This window comes from Uliginosibacterium sediminicola (assembly GCF_039631295.1).
GTDB classification, from domain to species: Bacteria; Pseudomonadota; Gammaproteobacteria; order Burkholderiales; family Rhodocyclaceae; genus Viridibacterium; species Viridibacterium sediminicola.
This window is the reverse complement of the sequence record NZ_JBDIVE010000011.1, coordinates 1-19,031: the sequence shown is the minus strand read 5'-3', so window position 1 is coordinate 19,031 and position 19,031 is coordinate 1. Positions and strand designations below refer to the sequence as shown.

General features: G+C 63.4%; 20 protein-coding genes. 2 read left to right on the top strand and 18 right to left on the bottom strand.

Going from position 1 to position 19,031, the window contains the following annotated elements; genetic code table 11:
• Nucleotide 1 precedes the first annotated feature (1 nt).
• Entirely contained in the window at nt 2–1,873 is a 1,872-nt protein-coding gene (dxs, locus tag ABDB84_RS17055) for a 1-deoxy-D-xylulose-5-phosphate synthase (RefSeq protein ID WP_345921100.1), read from the top strand.
• Between the two features lie 100 nt (nt 1,874–1,973).
• On the opposite strand, the gene rpsI is transcribed toward dxs, so the two are convergent.
• The 18 genes from rpsI to ABDB84_RS16965 form a co-directional block, all read right to left on the bottom strand.
• The gene (rpsI, locus tag ABDB84_RS17050; RefSeq protein ID WP_345921099.1) at nt 1,974–2,369 is read right to left on the bottom strand and encodes a 30S ribosomal protein S9; all 396 of its coding nucleotides are present in this window, start codon (nt 2,367–2,369) and stop codon (nt 1,974–1,976) included.
• Between the two features lie 14 nt (nt 2,370–2,383).
• Nucleotides 2,384–2,812 (bottom strand): 50S ribosomal protein L13, encoded by a 429-nt coding sequence (gene rplM, locus ABDB84_RS17045; protein ID WP_345920971.1) that lies wholly within the window; start codon nt 2,810–2,812, stop codon nt 2,384–2,386.
• A gap of 592 nt (nt 2,813–3,404) precedes the next feature.
• The gene (locus ABDB84_RS17040; RefSeq protein ID WP_345920970.1) at nt 3,405–6,527 is read right to left on the bottom strand and encodes an error-prone DNA polymerase; all 3,123 of its coding nucleotides are present in this window, start codon (nt 6,525–6,527) and stop codon (nt 3,405–3,407) included.
• Nucleotides 6,511–7,935, bottom strand: a complete 1,425-nt coding sequence (locus ABDB84_RS17035) for a Y-family DNA polymerase (RefSeq protein ID WP_345920969.1) — start codon at nt 7,933–7,935, stop codon at nt 6,511–6,513. Before ABDB84_RS17035 ends, ABDB84_RS17040 begins: the two co-directional genes overlap by 17 nt.
• Nucleotides 7,880–8,590, bottom strand: a complete 711-nt coding sequence (imuA, locus tag ABDB84_RS17030) for a translesion DNA synthesis-associated protein ImuA (protein WP_345920968.1) — start codon at nt 8,588–8,590, stop codon at nt 7,880–7,882. Before imuA ends, ABDB84_RS17035 begins: the two co-directional genes overlap by 56 nt.
• A 26-nt stretch (nt 8,591–8,616) precedes the next feature.
• Nucleotides 8,617–8,793, bottom strand: coding sequence for a hypothetical protein (locus ABDB84_RS17025; protein WP_345920967.1), 177 nt, complete (start codon nt 8,791–8,793; stop codon nt 8,617–8,619).
• A 27-nt stretch (nt 8,794–8,820) separates the two neighbouring features.
• Entirely contained in the window at nt 8,821–9,426 is a 606-nt protein-coding gene (gene lexA / locus ABDB84_RS17020; RefSeq protein ID WP_345920966.1) for a transcriptional repressor LexA, read from the bottom strand.
• Between the two features lie 112 nt (nt 9,427–9,538).
• Complete coding sequence (iscX, locus tag ABDB84_RS17015; RefSeq protein ID WP_345920965.1) at nt 9,539–9,733, bottom strand: Fe-S cluster assembly protein IscX; 195 nt, start codon at nt 9,731–9,733, stop codon at nt 9,539–9,541.
• Nucleotides 9,734–9,756: 23 nt separating this feature from the next.
• Nucleotides 9,757–10,107 carry an ISC system 2Fe-2S type ferredoxin gene (gene fdx / locus ABDB84_RS17010; RefSeq protein ID WP_345920964.1) on the bottom strand — a complete coding sequence of 117 codons (351 nt, stop codon included), beginning with the start codon at nt 10,105–10,107 and terminating at the stop codon, nt 9,757–9,759.
• A 4-nt stretch (nt 10,108–10,111) separates the two neighbouring features.
• Nucleotides 10,112–11,977, bottom strand: coding sequence for a Fe-S protein assembly chaperone HscA (gene hscA / locus ABDB84_RS17005; RefSeq protein ID WP_345920963.1), 1,866 nt, complete (start codon nt 11,975–11,977; stop codon nt 10,112–10,114).
• Between the two features lie 9 nt (nt 11,978–11,986).
• On the bottom strand, nt 11,987–12,499 hold the full coding sequence (gene hscB, locus ABDB84_RS17000; RefSeq protein ID WP_345920962.1) for a Fe-S protein assembly co-chaperone HscB: 513 nt from the start codon (nt 12,497–12,499) through the stop codon (nt 11,987–11,989).
• Nucleotides 12,500–12,537: 38 nt separating this feature from the next.
• Nucleotides 12,538–12,861, bottom strand: coding sequence for an iron-sulfur cluster assembly protein IscA (gene iscA / locus ABDB84_RS16995; protein ID WP_345920961.1), 324 nt, complete (start codon nt 12,859–12,861; stop codon nt 12,538–12,540).
• Nucleotides 12,862–12,877: 16 nt separating this feature from the next.
• Nucleotides 12,878–13,261 carry a Fe-S cluster assembly scaffold IscU gene (gene iscU, locus ABDB84_RS16990; RefSeq protein WP_345920960.1) on the bottom strand — a complete coding sequence of 128 codons (384 nt, stop codon included), beginning with the start codon at nt 13,259–13,261 and terminating at the stop codon, nt 12,878–12,880.
• A gap of 110 nt (nt 13,262–13,371) precedes the next feature.
• A complete protein-coding gene (locus ABDB84_RS16985) occupies nt 13,372–14,580 on the bottom strand; it encodes an IscS subfamily cysteine desulfurase (RefSeq protein ID WP_345920959.1) in 1,209 nt (402 codons plus the stop codon).
• Nucleotides 14,581–14,611: 31 nt separating this feature from the next.
• Nucleotides 14,612–15,763, bottom strand: coding sequence for a cysteine desulfurase family protein (locus ABDB84_RS16980; RefSeq protein WP_345920958.1), 1,152 nt, complete (start codon nt 15,761–15,763; stop codon nt 14,612–14,614).
• 15 nt (nt 15,764–15,778) lie between these two features.
• Entirely contained in the window at nt 15,779–16,270 is a 492-nt protein-coding gene (iscR, locus tag ABDB84_RS16975) for a Fe-S cluster assembly transcriptional regulator IscR (protein WP_345920957.1), read from the bottom strand.
• Between the two features lie 123 nt (nt 16,271–16,393).
• A complete protein-coding gene (gene cysE / locus ABDB84_RS16970; RefSeq protein WP_345920956.1) occupies nt 16,394–17,149 on the bottom strand; it encodes a serine O-acetyltransferase in 756 nt (251 codons plus the stop codon).
• A 10-nt stretch (nt 17,150–17,159) separates the two neighbouring features.
• Nucleotides 17,160–17,942: an RNA methyltransferase gene (locus ABDB84_RS16965; protein ID WP_345920955.1), complete on the bottom strand. Its 783-nt coding sequence runs from the start codon at nt 17,940–17,942 to the stop codon at nt 17,160–17,162.
• Between the two features lie 64 nt (nt 17,943–18,006).
• Here ABDB84_RS16965 and ABDB84_RS16960 point away from each other — a divergent pair, with 64 nt between their 5' ends.
• A complete protein-coding gene (locus tag ABDB84_RS16960) occupies nt 18,007–18,813 on the top strand; it encodes an inositol monophosphatase family protein (RefSeq protein WP_345920954.1) in 807 nt (268 codons plus the stop codon).
• Nucleotides 18,814–19,031 lie beyond the last annotated feature (218 nt).

Genomic DNA, 19,031 nt, shown 5'->3' with positions numbered 1-19,031 from the left:
CATGCCGTCATTCCCCTTGCTCGAATCCATCAATGCCCCCGCCGAACTGCGCGCGCTCGAACGCAAGCAGCTGCCGCTGCTGGCCAGCGAACTACGCGAATTCCTCATCGAATCGGTTTCGCGCACCGGCGGGCACCTCTCCTCGAACCTCGGCACCGTTGAACTGACGATTGCCCTGCACTACGTCTTCAACACGCCCGAAGACCGTATCGTGTGGGACGTCGGCCATCAGACCTACGGCCACAAGATCCTCACCGGCCGCCGCGAAGCAATGAGCGGGCTGCGCCAGTTCGAAGGCATCTCGGGCTTCCCGCGGCGCAGCGAGAGCGAGTACGACACCTTCGGCACCGCACACTCCTCGACCTCGATCTCCGCCGCCCTCGGCATGGCCGTCGCTGCCCAGCGCAAGGGCGAAGACCGTCATGCCATCGCCGTCATCGGCGACGGCGCGATGTCGGCCGGCATGGCGTTCGAAGCGCTCAACAATGCAGGCGTGATGGACGCCAACCTGCTCGTCGTGCTCAATGACAACGAGATGTCGATCTCGCCGCCGGTCGGCGCACTGACCAACATCCTCGCGCGCCTGCTCTCGGGCAGAACCTACAACTTCGCGCGCCGTGCCGGCGAGAAAGTACTGGGCGTCTCGCCAAGCATGCTGGAGCTGGCCAAGCGCGTCGAAGAACACGTCAAGGGCATGGTCACGCCCGGCACCCTGTTCGAAGAATTCGGCTTCAACTACATCGGCCCCATCGACGGTCATGATCTGGACGTCCTGATCCCGACCCTGCAAAACCTGCACAAGCTCAAAGGGCCGCAGTTCCTGCATGTGGTCACGCGCAAGGGTCAGGGCTACAAGCTGGCCGAAGCCGACCCCATCCTCTATCACGGCGTCGGCAAATTCGATCACAACGCCGGCATCCAGGGCAGCAGCAAGTCTGCCGGCAAGCTCAGCTACACCCAGGTGTTCAGCGACTGGCTGTGCGACATGGCGGCGCAGGACGAACGCCTCGTCGCCATCACCCCGGCCATGCGCGAAGGTTCTGGCCTGGTGCGCTTCGAGCAGGAATATCCGCAGCGCTATTTCGATGTCGGCATCGCCGAACAACACGCCCTGACCTTTGCCGCCGGCCTCGCCTGCGAAGGCCTCAAGCCGGTCGTGGCGATTTATTCGACCTTCCTGCAGCGCGCCTACGATCAGCTGATCCACGACATCGCCCTGCAGAATCTGCCCGTCATGCTCGCCATCGACCGCGGCGGCCTGGTCGGCGCAGATGGCGCGACACACCACGGCGCCTTCGACCTGTCGTTCATGCTCTGCGTGCCGAACATGCTGATCATGGCGCCGGCCGACGAAAACGAATGCCGCCAGATGCTCTACACCGCCTACCAGCACAACGGCCCCAGCGCCGTGCGCTATCCGCGCGGCGCCGGCATGGGCGTGACGCCGGTAGCGACCATGCAAGCCCTGCCGCTGGGCAAGGGCGAACTGCGCCGCCAGGGGCAGCGCGTCGCCCTGCTCTCATTCGGCAGCATGCTGCCGGCGGCGCTCGAAGCGGGCGAACAGCTCGACGCCACGGTCGCCAACATGCGCTTTGTCAAACCGCTGGATGCTGAACTGGTCGTCGCACTGGCCCGCCAGCATGAGCTGATCGTCACGCTGGAAGAAAACGCCACCATCAGCGGCACCGGCAGCGAAGTCAGCCGCGTGCTCGAAGAAGCCGGCCTGGCTGTCCAGGTGCTGCGCCTGGGCCTGCCCGACCACTTCATCGACCATGGCGACCAGGCCCAGCTGCTGGCAACCGTCGGCCTGGATACGCAACACATCCTGCACAGCATCCGCCAGCGCCTCGCACAGATCGACGCCCGTAACTGAAGCGCTCGCAGCGCGCCCGGCCACGGCCTCGCCAGCCGGGCGCAGAAAAACAAAAAGCCCGCAATTGCGGGCTTTTTGCTGAGGCGGAAATCCCGGAGGATTAACGCTTCGAGAATTGCTTACGACGACGTGCGCCGTGCAGACCGACCTTCTTACGCTCGACTTCACGTGCATCGCGCGTCACGAAACCGGCCTTCTTCAGCGGCGGCTTGAGCGCTGCGTCGAAGTCGATCAGTGCGCGGGTAATGCCGTGACGCACAGCGCCGGCTTGACCCGACTCGCCACCACCGATCACATTGACCATGATGTCGAAGCGATCCACGTTCTGGGTCAGTTCGAGCGGCTGGCGCACGATCATGCGACCCGTTTCACGGGAGAAGAATTGGTCCAGCGGCTTGCCGTTCACGACGATCTTGCCAGAACCAGCCTTGATGAAAACACGGGCGATCGCAGTTTTGCGACGACCAGTACCGTAATTGTATTGTCCGACGGGCATCATGCGCTCCTGGTTCAGATATCGAGGGTCTTGGGCTGCTGGGCGCTATGCGGGTGCTCAGCACCGGCGTAGCACTTGAGCTTCTTGAGCATGGCGTAGCCGAGCGGGCCCTTGGGCAGCATGCCCTTGACGGCCTTTTCCAGCACGCGCTCGGGGAAGCGCTGTTGCAGCTTGTTGAAATTGGTTTCGTAGATACCGCCCGGGTAACCCGTGTGGCGATAGTACTTCTTGTCCTGTGCCTTGTTGCCCGTCACGCGCAGCTTGTCGACGTTCACCACGACGATGAAGTCACCGGTATCCACGTGCGGCGTGTAGATTGCCTTATGCTTGCCACGCAGGCGGCGAGCGATTTCGCTGGCCAGACGGCCCAGCACCTTGTCATTTGCATCCACCACGTACCAGTCATGAACGACTTCATGCGGCTTGGCTGAAAACGTACCCATCTTGAAATTCCTTGAATTTGAGTTTCTTGGAAACCTTGTTGTTGTGGCTTTGCCAGGCACTGCAGACAGCGCACAGCAAAACGAGAGCCCTCCGCATACGCAGAGAGCCGGCAATTATATTTTGAAGGAAGGCCTACGGTCAAGAACTTAGTGCGTAGCCAGGAGCCAAGCGCAACGGGCCCGGCTCAAAAAGGCAAAAAAAAAAACGCAGCTCGGTTGGAGCTGCGCCAAGTCCACACCAAAGGAGGAGGGTGGAGGAGACACTGGGAAGATTCCTGCTAACAGTTGTTCAGCAGCAATCTGTGTACGGTTTGAATTATGGCGATCTGCTTTGTGCGACGCAAGAACTTTTATCGCAAAAATTCTCAATTCTTTCTATATGAAAATCAAAAATCCTTATAGCCATGCAAGTCTTTAGGTTTTAAGGGATTTCCCGCAGAAAACAGTTATGCATTCAAAATTCAGGACGAAGCGCGCCGAGATCAAATCCGAGTCCGAAATGCAAAATTACGCTGCGTCGCACAAAAACAGGCTGTCTGACAACTACTGCTTTGTGCGAATTTAGCATTTTTGGGGATGCAAATTCCGGATCTCAGTGAAAGTCCCTACTCTTGAGCGTCAGTTCGCCCAGCCAAGGCGAAAGATCGACCAGTCGCTTGGCGATCAGATGAACAACGTCGGCTTCACGCTGAACCTGACCGAAGACTCCGAGTAGCGAACTGGCGAGAAGTTCCCGCCGCTGACGTTCGGCCAGCGGCGCGTGGACCACTACATTGACCATGCCGAATTCGTCTTCAAGGGTTACGAAAATCACGCCGCTGGCAGTTCCCGGGCGCTGCCGGCCGGTGACCAGCCCGGCTACGCGGAGCAAGCTGCGGTCAGCGCTGCCGCGCAGAACTTGCGCATCGACAAAGCGCTGCGCCTGCAGCCGCGTGCGCAGCAAGGCCAGCGGGTGGCGCCCCAGGCTCAGCGCCATGCTGGCGTAGTCGGCGCGCAGATCTTCGCTTTCACTGGGCGCGGTAAGCAACACCGGCGCCTCAGCCAGCGGCAGCGCGGCAAACAGATCCGCTTGAGCGCTGGCGACCGCCGCCTGCCAGGCCGCCTGATGACGGTGGCCAGCCAACGCTTTGAGCGCATCGGCGGCGGCCAGCAGATCGAGATCGCGCCGCGACAAGGCGGCGCGTCGAGCAAGATCGGCGAGATCGCACCACGGGCCCTGCGCACGGGCCTGGACCAGACGCTCGGCCACCGCAGGCGACAAGCCCTTGACGCAGTGCAGCCCCAGCCTGACCGCGCCCTGCTCCAGCGTGCTGGCCGCAGCGCTGTAACGCACATCGACCGCGCGAACCTCGACGCCATGGCGCCGCGCATCCTGAATCAGCTGCGAAGCTGAGTAAAAGCCCATCGGCAGGCTGTTGAGCATGCCGGCCAGAAAGGCGGCGGGCTCGTGACGCTTGAGCCAGGCTGAGGCATAAACCAGCAGTGCGAAGCTCGCTGCGTGGGATTCGGGGAATCCGTATTCGCCAAAGCCTTCGATCTGGCGGCACAGCGCCTGCGCGAATGACAATGCATAGCCATTGTCCAGCATGCCCTGCACCAGTTTCTGCTGGAATTGCTCCAGCTTGCCCTTGTGCCGCCAGGAGGCCATGGCACGCCGCAAGGCATCGGCTTCGCCGGGCGTGAAACCAGCCGCGACGACTGCCAACTGCATGACCTGCTCCTGGAAAATCGGCACGCCCAGGGTACGACTCAATACGCTTTCGACCTCCTTGCTCGGATACGTCACCGCTTCGATGCCCTGCCGCCGCCGCAGATAAGGATGCACCATATCGCCCTGGATCGGCCCGGGGCGCACCAGGGCGACCTCGATCACCAGATCGTAGAAACTCTGCGGGCGCAGGCGCGGCAGCATGCTCATCTGCGCCCGCGATTCAATCTGGAACACGCCGACCGTGTCGGCCGCCGAAATCATCGCGTAGGTCTGCGGATCTTCCGGCGGAATATCCTGCATGCGCAGCGGCTGGCCGCGCTGGGCGCTGATCAGCGCCAGCGTACGGCGAATCGCCGAGAGCATGCCCAGCGCCAGCACATCGACCTTGAGCAGGCCCAGCGCTTCGAGATCGTCCTTGTCCCACTGGATGACGCTGCGCTCAGGCATCGCCGCGTTCTCAATCGGCACCAGGTGCGACAGCGGCCCGCGCGAGATGACAAAGCCACCGACATGCTGCGAGAGGTGGCGTGGAAATCCGCGCAGGCTCTCAGCGATCTGCAGCCACTTCTGCACCCGCGGGCTGTCGGGCTGCAAGCCGGCCTGGGCGAAGCGCTCGGGCATTTGCTCGCGGCTGTCCCACCAGGCCAGAGATTTGGTGATCGCATCGATCTGCGCGCGGCCAAAACCCATCGCCCGCCCGGCGTCGCGCAAGGCACTACGCGTACGATAGGTGATCAGCGCAGCGGCCAGCGCGGCGCGGCCGCGACCGTATTTGCGGTAGAGATACTGGATGACCTCTTCACGCCGCTCGTGTTCGAAGTCGACATCGATGTCCGGCGGCTCGCCGCGCTCCTTGGAAATGAAGCGCTCGAACAGCAAGGCCGAGCGCGAGGGATCGACCTCGGTAATGCCCAGGGCGTAGCACACCGCCGAATTGGCGGCTGAGCCGCGCCCCTGACACAGAATGCCCTGACTGCGGGCGAAGCAGACGATGTCATAGACGGTGAGGAAATAGGCTTCGAAATTCAGCTCGCTGATCAGCTGTAATTCGTGCTCCAGCGTTTGCCGCACCGCCGCCGGGAGGGCGGCCGGGTAACGACGGCGCAGGCCCGCCTCGACTTCCTGGCGCAGGAAACTCGCTGCCGTATGCCCCGGCGGCACGACTTCATCGGGATACTCGTAGCGCAGCTCGTCGAGCCTGAACTGGCACTGCTGCGCCACCTTCAAGGTTTCGGCCAGCCAGTCCGGCGGATACAGGCGCGCCAGACGCAAACGCGTGCGCAGATGGCGTTCGGCATTCGGGAACAAGGCATGCCCCGCCTCGAACACCGAGCAATTGTGGCGCAGCGCGGTGAGCACGTCCTGCAGGCTGCGCCGCGCACGCAGGTGCATGTGCACGTCCCCGCTGGCCACCAGCGGCAAGCCGGCGTGGCGGGCCAGCGCCTGCAGGCGCTCGATCCACAGCGCGTCGTCAGCACCGCAGAGCAGTTCGGCGGCAATCCAGGCGCGGCCGGCAAAACGCTGCGCGACCCACAGGGCCTGTTCGCAGAGCGCCTCCTGCGCCAGCTGCGCATCGGGCAGCCACAGCGCCAGACAATCGGGCACCGCCTCGATCGGCGGCAAACCGGAGAGATCCCCGCGCGAGAGGCTGTAAGCGCCCTTCTCGGCGCGCCGCCGCCCCAGGGTAATCAGCGCGCTGAGATTGGCATAGCCCGCTCGCGAGCGCGCCAGCAGGACCAGCTTGAGTCCGCAGGCAAGGCGCAGCTCGCTGCCGATGATCAGTTGCAGCTGCGCGCCCGGCGGCAAGGCGCGATGCGCCGCCCAGGCGCGCACCACGCCCGCCAGCGAACACTCATCGGTAATCGCCAGCGCCTGATAGCCCAGCGCATGCGCGCGCTGCACCAGCTCCTCGGCATGCGAGGCACCGCGCAGGAAGGAGTAATTGGAGAGGCAATGCAGCTCGGCGTAATCGGGCAGCATGCGCGCCTCAGGCGAAAAAGCCATGCAGGAACCAACCCTCGGCGTCACGGAACACCCACAGGCATTCACCGCGTCGTGTCAGGGCGACAAAGTAATCGCGCCGCAATTCGCCCAGCGCGCCGGCTTCGCCCGCATCCCACCAGCCACTTTCGATGCGCTCCGGCCCGGCGAGCAAGTTCAGCGGACCATCGCGCTGCGGCGCGCCGGCGATCTCCGGCAAAGGCAGAGGTCGCGCCAGCAGCCAGCGCGGCCGCTGCGCCATGACCGGCGTCTGGCGCGGTGCGGGTCGGCTCGTACTGGCGCTGGCCAGTTCCGGGCGATGTGCGGGCAGCGCTTGCAAACCGCACACCGCGGCGTCGCCCAAGCGGGCGCGCAAGCGATCAATCAGCGGCGGCAAGGCGCTGCCGGGCAGCTCGCCAAACAAGGCTGCGCTGGATGGCGTCAGCAGTTCGGCTTCTTCCGCCTGCAAAGCCAGATACTCGACGCTGGCGCGCAGCACCAGGCGTTCGAGCGACTCGCGCAGCACCCGCTCGATGCGCGCGATGTCACGCGTCGCTTCGCTGAAGCGCAGCGGCAAGCGCGTCTGGGTGCGGTCAGCGTGTTCAAGCAGCAGCACGCATTCGCGAATGCCGCGCATGCGCACCGCCAGCCAGCCGCTCAAGGCCGAGACCAGACGGCGGGCGACAAAGAGCAAGGCCTGGGTCTGGCTGATCGCCGCACCCAGTTCGATGCGCTGCAGAAAATGCTCGGGGAACACAAAGTGGGCGCGCAGATCTGGCACTTCGCCCAGGGCACGCGCCAGCAGCACGCTGAACTCGGCACCCAGGCGCTGCGCCAGCCCGGCGCGCGGCAAAGCCAGCACATCTTGCAAGCACTGCGCACCAATCGCCCGCAACAGCTTGCTGCGCGCCTCGTCCAGACCGAGTACTGCGCAAGGCAGCGGTGCCAGTGCGGCGGGCAGCTGTGGCAGATCGAACACGCTTTGCTCATCTCCCGCCAACGCCAGCCAGTAAGCGGCCAAGGGCGTCGGCGCCAGCGCGCTGCGCACGCTCCAGCCCTGCTCAAACAAAGCCTGCAAGGCCGCCTGACGCAATTTTTCGTAGCCGCCGAACAGCCGCTCGCAGCCCGCCACTTCGAGCAACATGCAATCGTTTGACTGCATGCACAGCTGTGGCGTGAAGCGTCCGGCCCAACACGCCAGGCCGTAGAGCGCGGCCGCCTCGCGCGCCGTCTCACGGGAACGGACGCGCAAGCCTGGCGCCAGGCCCAGCGCGCTCGACAGGCGCTGGCCTAGGGCGATGCCCGCCTGCGCTGCTGCAGGATTCAGCGCGCAGACACGCTCACGCCACACCGCCACAGCGGGCCAATCGGGCTGTTCAGACGGAAAAACTTCCAGTGCGAAGCGTGGAAAATAAAGGGCCAGCCACAGCATGATGAGGCGCTTTCAGGCGCATGCCGCGCAGCGGTCTTGGCACCGCCAGCAACAGCGGTTCGGGACGTGGTGGGCCACGCCGTTTGAGAATCTGCACCGACAAGGCCCCAGCCCCGGCCGCCGCCAGTTGAAGGCGCAAAGGCGCAGGCGAGGCACTGCGTGCCGCCGTCGGCGCGCGCATCACGAAAGCCAGGCTACGCCGGCCTTCGACGGCCAGCTGCAGGCGACGCATCTGTGCGCTCTCCACCTGGGGCAGCCAGCTCAGCACGGCGGCAAATGCTCCGCTGGCCAGCATCTGCTCGGTGACCCAGGCCGCCTCTTGCGCCGACACGCCACGCACCCACCACAGATGTTCGAGCGAGAGCTCGGCCCAGGCGGGCGCAAACGGCAGATACGGCGGCGCCACCAGGGCCAGCCAGCCGCTGCGTGACAGACGCACCAGCACGGGCCACAACAAGGCAAGCTCACCCACGCCGGTCTGGGTGGGCAAGAGTTCGGTCAGAGCGCCAGTTGACCAACCCTTGCCCGGCAGCTCGGCATCCAGCGCATCAAAACCGCTGGACTCCGCTGCACCATCGCGCACTGCCAGCCTGTCGCCGCGCCAGATGTCCTGACGCGACAGCACTTCGGAGAGTTGCAGAGCAGGCAGTGCCATTCATGCATTGCGAAAAACGCTCGCGTTCAGCGCGGCGCCGACAGGCGCGACTCTTCGTACATGGCCAGCAGGCCGTAGCTGCGACCACGTCTTTGCAGCACATCGAGCATGGCCAGCGCCAGGGCATGTTCCGCCGCTGCGCGAGCGGTCAGACGGGCCGATTGGGGGACGATACTTTTGCAGGCATTGAGGAAGGGTTTCATGTTGCGGCTCTCGGCAGTAGATGGGGATTAAGTGAAACTGAATTCGTCGCGGATCAGGCCAACCACGCGACCTTCGATGCTCAGGGACTGGCGCTGCGGGTCCACCACGATGGGCTGCATCGTGTGGTTCTCGGGCAATAACTCGACCAGGCCATTGCTGCGGCGCAGGCGCTTGACGGTGACCTCGTCATCGACACGGGCAACGATGATCTGGCCGTCACGCACTTCGCTCGTGCGATGCACAGCGAGCAGATCGCCTTCGAGAATGCCGACTTCGATCATCGACAGACCGCGCACGCGCAGCAGGAAGTCGGCACGCGGGGCGAACATGGCCGGATCGACGCGCACATGGGCGTCGATCGAACTTTCGGAGAGAATGGGGGAACCGGCTGCAACACGGCCGACGATCGGCAGACCCAGCGACTCCATCAGGCGGATGCCACGCGAGGCGCCGGCTTCGAGTGCGATGGCGCCTTTTTTGGCCAGCGCTTTCAGGTGCGCTTCCGCCGCGTTGGGCGATGCGAAGCCGAAAGCCGCGCAGATGTCGAGTCGCGTCGGGGGCGAACCACGCTCTTCAAGCGTGGCGCGAATAAAATCGAGGATTTCCCGCTGGCGGGAAGTAAGCTGATCCATGCTGTAGGACGTCGCAAAGTTGCAGTACTGTATTTATATACAGTAGTCGCAAAACTTGCAAGCGTCTTTTGCAGATCAGCCCACGCATCAGCGCTTGGCGCGCTGCAGCGCTTTAGGCGGCCTCTTCGATCCAGGCGGCCTGGATGGCTTCGAGGATGCGTTCGCCGCAGCGCTTGGGATCGTCGTCAAAGCCCGGCAGCGCCATGGTCCACTTCATCAGTTCGACGAAATTGACCTTGGCCGGATCGACCTCGGGATGAGCCTCCGCCAGTTCGATGGCGATATCCAGCGTATCTGTCCACTTCATTGTGCAAATCCTCTGCTGCGGTGTTATTTCTTGTGGCCGCCGCCTTCGCTGGCCAGGTTGATGGTGTAGCGCGGGATCTCGACCACCAGCGGCGTGTCGGTGACGATGGCTTGGCAGGACAGGCGCGAATTGGGCGCCAGGCCCCAGGCCTTGTCGAGCATGTCTTCTTCGAGCTCGTCGGCGCTTTCCAGCGCATTGAAGCCTTCGCGCACGATGACGTGGCAGGTCGTACAGGCGCAGGACTTCTCGCAGGCGTGTTCGATATCGATGCCGTTGTCGAGCAGCGCGTCGCAGATCGATTCACCGGCGGCCGCTTCGATCACCGCGCCGTCCGGACACAATTCGACATGGGGCAGAACCACGATTTGGGTCATGTTTTCAGATTTCCAGCTTGTCGACGCGGCTGCCGGTCAGCGCGCGGCGGATGGCCTTGTCCATGCGACGCGCCGCGAAATCGGCGGTCGCAGCGGACAAGCTCTCGATTGCACTCTTGATGAGTAGATGGTCGCTGCCGCTGCGTACCTGCAGCAGTGCGTTGATGCCTGCGTCGATGCGCTGGGCTTCGGCCAGCGACAGCAGATCGGCATCTTCTGCCAGGGCCTGACGCGTGGCGTCGATCAGACGATCCGCGTCGACCTGTTGCTCGCGCAGGGCGCGGGCTTTCATGTCGTCGCTGGCGTAATCGAAGCCGGCGCGCAGCATGCCGGCGACTTCTTCATCGGTCAGGCCATAACTGGGCTTGACGATGACATTGGCTTCCACGCCCGAAGTCTGTTCGCGTGCGCTGACCGACAGCAAGCCGTCAGCATCGATCTGGAAGGTCACGCGGATGCGTGCGGCGCCCGCCACCATCGGCGGAATACCGCGCAGTTCAAAGCGCGCCAGCGAGCGGCAATCGCTGACCAGCTCGCGTTCGCCCTGCACGACGTGGATCGCCATGGCGGTCTGGCCGTCCTTGAAGGTGGTGAATTCCTGCGCCTTGGCAACCGGGATGGTGGCATTGCGCGGCACGATCTTCTCGACCAGGCCACCCATCGTTTCCAGGCCCAGCGACAGCGGGATCACATCGAGCAGCAGCCAGTCTTCACCCGGCCGGCGATTGCCGGCGAGCACATTGGCCTGCACCGCCGCACCGATGGCGACGACCTTGTCCGGGTCGATGTCGGTAAAAGGTTCGCGACCGAAAAAGTTTTTCACGGCTGCGCGCAGATGCGGCATGCGCGTCGCGCCGCCAACCAGCACCACGGCCTGGATCTCGGCCACAGAGAGCGCAGCGTCGCGCAGCGCGATCTTCACCGGAGTCAGACAGCGCTCGACCAGGGCCTGGGTGAGCTGCTGGAAATCGGCCACGCTCACGCTCACTGCGCGTGCTTCGCCACCGACCAGGGGCACCTTGGCCAGCACCGTCGGCTGCGTGCTCAGCGCTTCCTTGACGCGTCGCGCTTCGGCCAGCAGGGCGCGATTGGCGCCGCAGTCGAGATCGGCACCGCCAACCTGGCGATGCAGCCATTGCGCCAGCGCTTCGTCGAAATCGTCACCGCCCAGCGCGGAATCACCGCTGGTGGCCATCACTTCGAAGACGCCGCGCGAGAGCTTGAGAATCGAGAAGTCAAAAGTGCCGCCACCCAGATCGAAGACGGCATACACGCCCTCGGCGGCTTCGTCGAGGCCGTAGGCAATCGCCGCGGCCGTCGGTTCATTGAGCAGGCGCAGCACATTGAGGCCGGCAAGCTTGGCAGCATCTTTAGTGGCCTGGCGCTGGGCGTCGTCGAAATAGGCCGGCACGGTGATCACCGCGCCCACCAGATCGCCGCCCAGGCTTTGCTCGGCGCGGTCGCGCAGCACTTTGAGGATTTCAGCCGAGACTTCCACCGGGCTGCGCTGCCCGGTGACGGTATTGATGCGCACCATGCCCTTGCCTTCGACCAGGTCGTAACGCGCGCGCATGGCGGCATCGGCATCAGCGAAGCTGCGCCCCATCAGGCGCTTGACCGAGGCAATGGTATTGCGCGGATCGCTGGCTTCTACCGCCAGCGCCGCCTTGCCCACTACAGCGCCCTGACGCTGATAACGCACGACCGATGGCAGCAAGATGCCGCAATCTTCGTCAGCAATACATTCAGGAATCGAGTGGCGAACAGTCGCCACCAGAGAATTGGTCGTCCCCAGATCGATACCGACCGCCAGCCGATGCTGGTGCGGGGCCGTCGATTCGCCCGGTTCGGAGAGTTGCAGAAGCGCCATTGTGTTTGATCAGCCTTCGAGCTGCGCCAGCGCGTCATCAATCTCGCTGCGCAGCTTTTCCATGAACATCAGCCGGCGCACCAGTTCGGCGGCGGCCGGCAAATCGGATGAGACATCGAGCGAGCGCTGCAGGTCTTCGAGCATGACGCCCTCGTCGCGACGCAGTTCCTGCTCCAGACGGCTCAGCGCGTCGAACTTGCCGGCCGCCTCTTCCACCGCTTCGCGCCAGGCCATTTGCTGCATCAGGAAGGCCGGTGACATCGCCGTGTTGCGCTCGGCATCGATTTCGACGCCGCGCCGCTTGAGCAGGTAGCGGCCGCGTTCGATCGGGTTTTTCAGTGCGCGGTAAGCCTCGTTGGCATGCGTCGCCCATTGCATGGCGACGCGACGTTCGGCTTCAGAGCGATCAGCAAAGCGGTCCGGATGTACCTGTGCCTGCACATTGCGGTAGGCCGCTTCGAGCGTGGCGCGTTCGAGCGCGAACTGCTCGGGAATCTGAAAAAGGGAAAAATAATCCTGCATCGCATCCCGCGCACCCTGGGGTGCACACCTGTCAGTAATCAGACGTTGAAAGATTCACCACAACCACACTCGTTCTTGACGTTGGGATTGTTGAATTTGAAGCCCTCGTTGAGCCCCTCACGGACGAAATCAAGTTCCGTGCCGTCGATGTAGGGCAGGCTCTTCGGATCGACAAAAACTTTCAGGCCGTGACTGTCGAAAACCACATCGTCAGCCAGCGCCTCGTCTGCATACTCCAGCTTGTAGGCCATGCCCGAGCAACCGGTGGTCTTGACGCCAAGACGCACACCGACGCCCTTGCCACGCTTGGCAATGTATTTGCTGACGTGCTTGGCTGCTGCTTCACTCAATGTAACTGACATGCTGCCACCTCGTTTCTTACGCGTGCTTCTTCTTGTAGTCATCGACCGCTGCCTTGATGGCATCTTCGGCCAGAATCGAGCAGTGGATCTTGACCGGCGGCAGCGCCAGCTCTTCGGCGATCTGCGTGTTCTTGATGTTGACCGCTTCGTCGAGCGTCTTGCCCTTGACCCATTCGGTCACCAGCGAGCTCGATGCAATGGCCGAACCGCAGCCATAGGTCTTGAACTTGGCGTCTTCGATCAAGCCCGTGACGGGATTGACCTTGATCTGCAGCTTCATCACGTCGCCGCAGGCCGGTGCGCCGACCATGCCGGTGCCCACTTCGCTGTCGGACTTGTCAAACGCGCCGACATTGCGCGGGTTTTCGTAGTGGTCCAGAACTTTTTCGCTATATGCCATTTTCTACTCCAAGTCCGGGAGTGGAGAGCGGGGAGTCGGGAGTGGAAAAAACGTCACATGTCCGCTTTTCGCCATTCCCCACTGCCGACTCGCCACGCCCTGTCAGTTAATCAATGTGCGGCCCATTGCACCGAACTCAAGTCGATGCCTTCCTTGAACATGTCCCACAAAGGCGACAACTCGCGCAGCTTGCCGATCTTGGCGTGCAGCAGCTTGATGGTGTAGTCGATGTCTTCCTCGGTCGTGAAGCGGCCGATGGTAAAGCGGATCGAGCTGTGCGCCAGTTCATCCTCGCGGCCCAGCGCACGCAGCACGTAGGACGGTTCCAGCGAGGCCGAGGTACACGCCGAACCCGAAGAGACGGCCACATCCTTGATCGCCATGATCAGCGACTCGCCTTCGACATACGCAAAACTCATATTGAGGTTGTGCGGCACGCGGTGTTCGAGGTCGCCATTGATGAAGGTCGCTTCCAGATCCGAGAGGCCCTTGAGCAGGCGATCACGCAGCGCGCCGATGCGCTGGTTTTCGACCACCATTTCTTCGCGTGCAATGCGGAAGGCTTCGCCCATGCCGACGATCTGGTGTGTCGCCAGCGTGCCCGAGCGCATGCCGCGTTCGTGACCGCCGCCATGCATCTGCGCTTCGATGCGCACACGCGGCTTGCGCCGCACGTACAGCGCGCCGATGCCCTTGGGGCCATAGGTCTTGTGTGCCGAGAAGGACATCAGGTCGACCTTGAGCGTTTCCAGATCAATCGCCACCTTGCCGGTCGCTTGCGCCGCATCGACGTGGAAGATGATGCCGCGTGCGCGGCAGATCTCGCCCAGCTCGGCAATCGGCTGAATCACGCCAATCTCGTTGTTCACGAACATCACCGAGACGAGGATGGTGTCCGGGCGCAGCGCAGCCTTGAACACCTCAAGATCAATGAGGCCGTTTTCCTGCACGTCCAGATAGCTCACTTCAAAGCCCTGGCGCTCCAGCTCGCGCATGGTGTCGAGCACAGCCTTGTGCTCGGTCTTCAGCGTGATCAGGTGCTTGCCCTTGGCTGCGTAGAAATTCGCCGCGCCCTTGATCGCCAGGTTGTTCGATTCGGTCGCGCCCGAGGTCCACACGATTTCACGTGCATCGGCACCGACCAGGGCGGCCACCTCTTCACGCGCCTTCTCGACGGCGGCTTCAGCATCCCAGCCATAGGCGTGCGAACGGCTCGCCGGATTGCCGAACTGCTCGGTCAGCCAGGGAATCATCTTCTCGGCCACGCGCGGATCGACCGGCGTCGTCGCGGAATAATCCAGGTAAATCGGGAACTTCATGTTTGACTCCATCTGCATTCAGTCTGCTGCACTAGACACTCACTGCTGTCAGGCTTCTGAGCTGCCCGACAGTCTCCCGCAACACATCCACAAATCGTTTCACATCGGCCAGCGCCGTCGTCGGCCCGAGGCTCACACGCACGGCGCCACGCGCCAGCTCGGGCGCCACCCCCATCGCCAGCAAGGTGCGCGAAGGCTCGGTGCTGGTACTCGAACAGGCCGCGCCGCTCGCCACTGCAAACCCTGCGCGATCCAGCTTGCCGACCAGGGTTTCACCGTCGATATGTGCGAAGGCGAAATAACTGGTGTTCGGCACCCGTTCAGCCTGCGCGCCGAACAACTCGGCCCCCAGTGCGACCAGGCTGCCTTCGAGCAGCTCGCGCGCAGCGCGCATGTTCGCCGAGCGTGCCGCCAGCTCGCTGTTGGCCAATTCGCAGGCCAGGCCGAAACCGACAATGGCAGCGACATTCTCGGTGCCGGAGCGCACACCGCGCTCGTGCCCGCCACCGCTGATCTGCGGCTGCAATTCCAGACGCTTGTCGAGCACCAGGGCACCCGCACCAATCGGCCCGCCGATCTTGTGCGCCGATAAAGTCATCGCCTGCACACCCAGCGCGCGAAAATCGACCGGCAGCTTGCCCAGCGCTTGCACCGCGTCACAGTGCAAGCTCGCGCCGTCCGTGCGTGCCAGTTCAGCCAGCGCCGCCACGTCATGGACAACACCGGTTTCATTATTGACAAGCATCTGCGACACCAGGGCCGGATGCTGCGTCTTGATCAATTGCGCGGCCGCCGCCAGATCCAGCCGCCCTGCCGCATCGACGGCCAGGTACTGCAGCGACCAGCCCCGTCCCTGCAACTGCAAAGCCGGCTGGCGCACGCAAGGGTGCTCGGTGGCGCCAATGGCGATCACGCCGGCACGCTGCACAGCCGCGGCGCCCTTGATGAACAGATTGTTCGCCTCCGAACCACCGCTCGTGAACACCACCTGCGTCTCGTGCGCGCAAACGGCTGCCGCCACCTGCTGGCGTGCGCGGCTGATCGCATCGCGCGCCTGACGACCGTACTCGTGGCGGCTGGAGGCATTGCCGAAGCGCTCGCGCAAATACGGCAGCATGGCCTCCAGCACACGCGCATCGAGCGGCGTGCTGGCGTTCCAGTCCAGATAGCAGGGGGCGAACATGGCGTCGCTCACGACTCAGGCCTGCGCCTCGAAGGAGGCGACACTGACGCAATCACGGGCTTCGCGGAACACGATTTCCTGGTGCGGCTTGCAGGCCAGACGCTCGCGCTGCTGCTCGACCAGCGAGGCCAGCGAGACCGACGCCAGATATTCGAACATGCGCTTGTTGAGGTTGGACCAGAGATCGTGCGTCATGCAGCGCCCTTCGTCACGGCAATCCTCTTTGCCGCCGCACTGCGTGGCATCGAGCGGTTCATCGACCGCAATGATCACATCGGCCACCGAGATCAGATCCGTTGCGCGCGCCAGCGTGTAACCGCCGCCGGGGCCGCGCACGCTGCACACCAGCTCGTGACGGCGCAGCTTGCCGAACAGCTGTTCCAGATAGGAGAGGGAAATACCCTGGCGTTCGCTGATCCCCGCCAAAGTCACGGGGCCTTCACTCTGGCGCAGCGCCAGGTCGATCATTGCCGTCACGGCAAAGCGTCCTTTGGTGGTCAGCCTCATGTCTTGCTCCAGGAATAACGGTTCTGTTGTGGGTGCTTGCGCGACGAGCGGGGAAATACCCGATCATTTTTGTCAAGTATGCAATACCCGAGCAAAACAGTCAAGGATTCGCCAGAGGGCGGCTCAGTCGACGATTTTCGACAGATAGTCGTGATCGAAGGGCTGCGGACAGCCCGGATCATCGCCTTCAGCGCACAGCCCTGCCGCCTTCAGACGGGCAACCAGGGCGTCGATGCGCTTGTCCTGCTCGGCGGCGTGGTCGAGCAAGGCGTGTATCGCACGCGACAACGGGTCGTCCATGTCGCGCGTCACGCCGTAGGCAGAGAACTGCTGCACGTCGGCACTCTGTTCGCGCTCAGCCCCCTTGGGCTCGATGATGCGCGCCGGAATGCCGACCGCCGTCGCCCCCGCCGGCACCGGCTTGGTCACCACGGCATTGGAGCCGATCTTGGCCCCCGCACCGACGGTAAAACCGCCTAACACCTTGGCGCCTGCACCGACCACAACGCCCGCCTCCAGGGTCGGATGACGTTTGACGCCGCGATACAGTGAAGTGCCGCCCAGGGTCACGCCCTGGTAAATGGTGCAGTCGTCGCCAACTTCCGCTGTCTCGCCGATCACCACACCCGTGCCGTGATCGATGAAGACGCGGCGACCAATGCGCGCGCCCGGGTGAATCTCGATCCCGGTCCACCAGCGGCCGAACACCGACACGCTGCGCGCCAGCCAGACAAAGCCGCGCCGCCACAAGGCATGCGCAATGCGATGCATGAACAGCGAATGGATGCCCGGGTAACACGTCAAGACCTCCAGCTTGCTGCGCGCGGCAGGATCGCGCGACAGAACGCTGTTGATGTCTTCACGCAGATGGGCAAACATGATTTTCCTTTTACGCTTTCCCGTCGTCGCGGGTGGGGGCTGCAATTGTACTGGCCGCGCTGCCGGGCAAGGGGCGCTCGAAGAAATTCAGCATGCCGCGCAGGATGTTCACTTCATCCCGCTCCAGCGCGATCCGGCCGAACATGCGACGCAGGCGCGGCATCAGGCGCTTCGGATTGGCGGGGTTGAAAAAGCCTGTCGCCGTCGTCGCCCGCTCGATATGCGCCATCAGCGCCTCGACCTCATCCACGGTCGCCAGCGGCTCGCCATAGACAGGCAGCGCAGCCGGCGTAGCGAGCGCCATACTGATCTCGTAACTCATCACCTGCACCGCAGCGCCCAGATTCAACGAGCTGTAGGCCGGATTGGCGGGAATCATCACCGGCAGCTGGCAGACCCGCAGATCCTCGTTGGACAAGCCGTAGGTTTCGTTGCCGAACACCAGGGCCACCTCCTCGCCATGCTCGGCGCGGCTCGCCAGGGTCTGTGCCGCTTCGCGCGACCACTGCGCTGGCAAGGACAATTCACGGCGGCGCGACGTCAGCGCAGCGGCCAGGGTGACGCCTTGCAAGGCCTCGGTCAGCGTGCTGACGACCTGGGCTGCCTCAAGCACGTCGGTCGCCCCAGACGCGCGCGCGCTGGCCTCCGCATCGGGAAAAGACTTCGGCTGCACCAGCCAAAGCGAGGACAAACCCATGGTTTTCATGGCGCGCGCAGCGGCGCCGATATTGCCGGGATGGCTTGCTTGCACAAGCACCACCCGAACACGGCTCAAAGCCGGACGATCCGTCATATAATTAGTGGTTTCCAAAGGCAAAAGGCAACGGCCTGGCGCCATCGCTCATTCAAAAGAAGCCATGCATCCGATACTGAACATTGCCATCAAGGCAGCACGACGCGCCGCGACCATCATCAATCGCGCGTCCCTCGATCTGGACCTCATCGAGGTTCGTACCAAACAAGCCAACGATTTCGTCACCGAAGTCGACCAAGCGGCAGAAGCGGCCATCATCGACATCATCCGCGAAGCGTATCCGGAGCATGGCATTCTAGCAGAGGAGTCCGGCCACTCTGAGGGCGCCTCGGCGAGCGAATTCCAGTGGATCATCGACCCGCTCGACGGCACCACCAACTTCATCCACGGCTTCCCGCAATACGCCGTCTCGATCGGCATCGCCCAGAACGGCGTTGTTCAGCATGCAGTGGTGTATGACCCCAATCGCAACGAACTGTTCACCGCCAGCCGCGGCAAGGGCGCGTTCCTCAACGACCGCCGCATCCGTGTCGCCAAGCGCACCAAGCTGCAGGAAGCGCTGATCGGCACCGGCTTCCCCTATCGCCAGTTCGAGCACATCGACGCCTATCTGGGCATCTTCCGCGAACTGACGCAGAAGAGTGCCGGCCTGCGCCGCCCCGGCGCCGCCTCGCTGGACCTCGCTTACGTCGCCTGCGGCCGCACCGACGCATTCTTTGAAATGGGCCTAGCGCCCTGGGACATGGCCGCCGGCGCCCTGCTCGTCTCCGAAGCAGGCGGCCTGGTCAGTGACTTTGGCGGCGAAGGCGAATACCTCGAGAGCGGCAACGTGATTGCCGGCTCGCCGAAGATCTTCGGCCAACTGCTCCCGGTCATCCGCAGCCACTGCGGTGAAAGCCTGAGCCGTTAAGCACTCAGCTCAGCTGATAAAAAACGCCCGGAATCATCCGGGCGTTTTTTTATATCTACACAGCCAAGCCAACGAGCAAACATCAGCTCATGGCCGCTTGCATGAGCGGCAAGGCGGCTTGTTTATGCAGAAGCAGAAGTAACAAAGCCCCGCTCACGGTAGATGTGAGAGGGGCTTTGTGTTGTGGGGTAGTCTGACGATGACCTACTTTCGCGCGG

Bases quoted from the DNA above. Each gene is read 5' to 3' on its own strand.
- dxs (WP_345921100.1), top strand. From the start codon at position 2: ATGCCGTCATTCCCCTTGCTCGAATCCATCAATGCCCCCGCCGAACTG.
- rpsI (WP_345921099.1), bottom strand. From the start codon at position 2,369: ATGCCCGTCGGACAATACAATTACGGTACTGGTCGTCGCAAAACTGCG.
- rplM (WP_345920971.1), bottom strand. From the start codon at position 2,812: ATGGGTACGTTTTCAGCCAAGCCGCATGAAGTCGTTCATGACTGGTAC.
- ABDB84_RS17040 (WP_345920970.1), bottom strand. From the start codon at position 6,527: ATGGCTTTTTCGCCTGAGGCGCGCATGCTGCCCGATTACGCCGAGCTG.
- ABDB84_RS17035 (WP_345920969.1), bottom strand. From the start codon at position 7,935: ATGCTGTGGCTGGCCCTTTATTTTCCACGCTTCGCACTGGAAGTTTTT.
- imuA (WP_345920968.1), bottom strand. From the start codon at position 8,590: ATGGCACTGCCTGCTCTGCAACTCTCCGAAGTGCTGTCGCGTCAGGAC.
- ABDB84_RS17025 (WP_345920967.1), bottom strand. From the start codon at position 8,793: ATGAAACCCTTCCTCAATGCCTGCAAAAGTATCGTCCCCCAATCGGCC.
- lexA (WP_345920966.1), bottom strand. From the start codon at position 9,426: ATGGATCAGCTTACTTCCCGCCAGCGGGAAATCCTCGATTTTATTCGC.
- iscX (WP_345920965.1), bottom strand. From the start codon at position 9,733: ATGAAGTGGACAGATACGCTGGATATCGCCATCGAACTGGCGGAGGCT.
- fdx (WP_345920964.1), bottom strand. From the start codon at position 10,107: ATGACCCAAATCGTGGTTCTGCCCCATGTCGAATTGTGTCCGGACGGC.
- hscA (WP_345920963.1), bottom strand. From the start codon at position 11,977: ATGGCGCTTCTGCAACTCTCCGAACCGGGCGAATCGACGGCCCCGCAC.
- hscB (WP_345920962.1), bottom strand. From the start codon at position 12,499: ATGCAGGATTATTTTTCCCTTTTTCAGATTCCCGAGCAGTTCGCGCTC.
- iscA (WP_345920961.1), bottom strand. From the start codon at position 12,861: ATGTCAGTTACATTGAGTGAAGCAGCAGCCAAGCACGTCAGCAAATAC.
- iscU (WP_345920960.1), bottom strand. From the start codon at position 13,261: ATGGCATATAGCGAAAAAGTTCTGGACCACTACGAAAACCCGCGCAAT.
- ABDB84_RS16985 (WP_345920959.1), bottom strand. From the start codon at position 14,580: ATGAAGTTCCCGATTTACCTGGATTATTCCGCGACGACGCCGGTCGAT.
- ABDB84_RS16980 (WP_345920958.1), bottom strand. From the start codon at position 15,763: ATGTTCGCCCCCTGCTATCTGGACTGGAACGCCAGCACGCCGCTCGAT.
- iscR (WP_345920957.1), bottom strand. From the start codon at position 16,270: ATGAGGCTGACCACCAAAGGACGCTTTGCCGTGACGGCAATGATCGAC.
- cysE (WP_345920956.1), bottom strand. From the start codon at position 17,149: ATGTTTGCCCATCTGCGTGAAGACATCAACAGCGTTCTGTCGCGCGAT.
- ABDB84_RS16965 (WP_345920955.1), bottom strand. From the start codon at position 17,942: ATGACGGATCGTCCGGCTTTGAGCCGTGTTCGGGTGGTGCTTGTGCAA.
- ABDB84_RS16960 (WP_345920954.1), top strand. From the start codon at position 18,007: ATGCATCCGATACTGAACATTGCCATCAAGGCAGCACGACGCGCCGCG.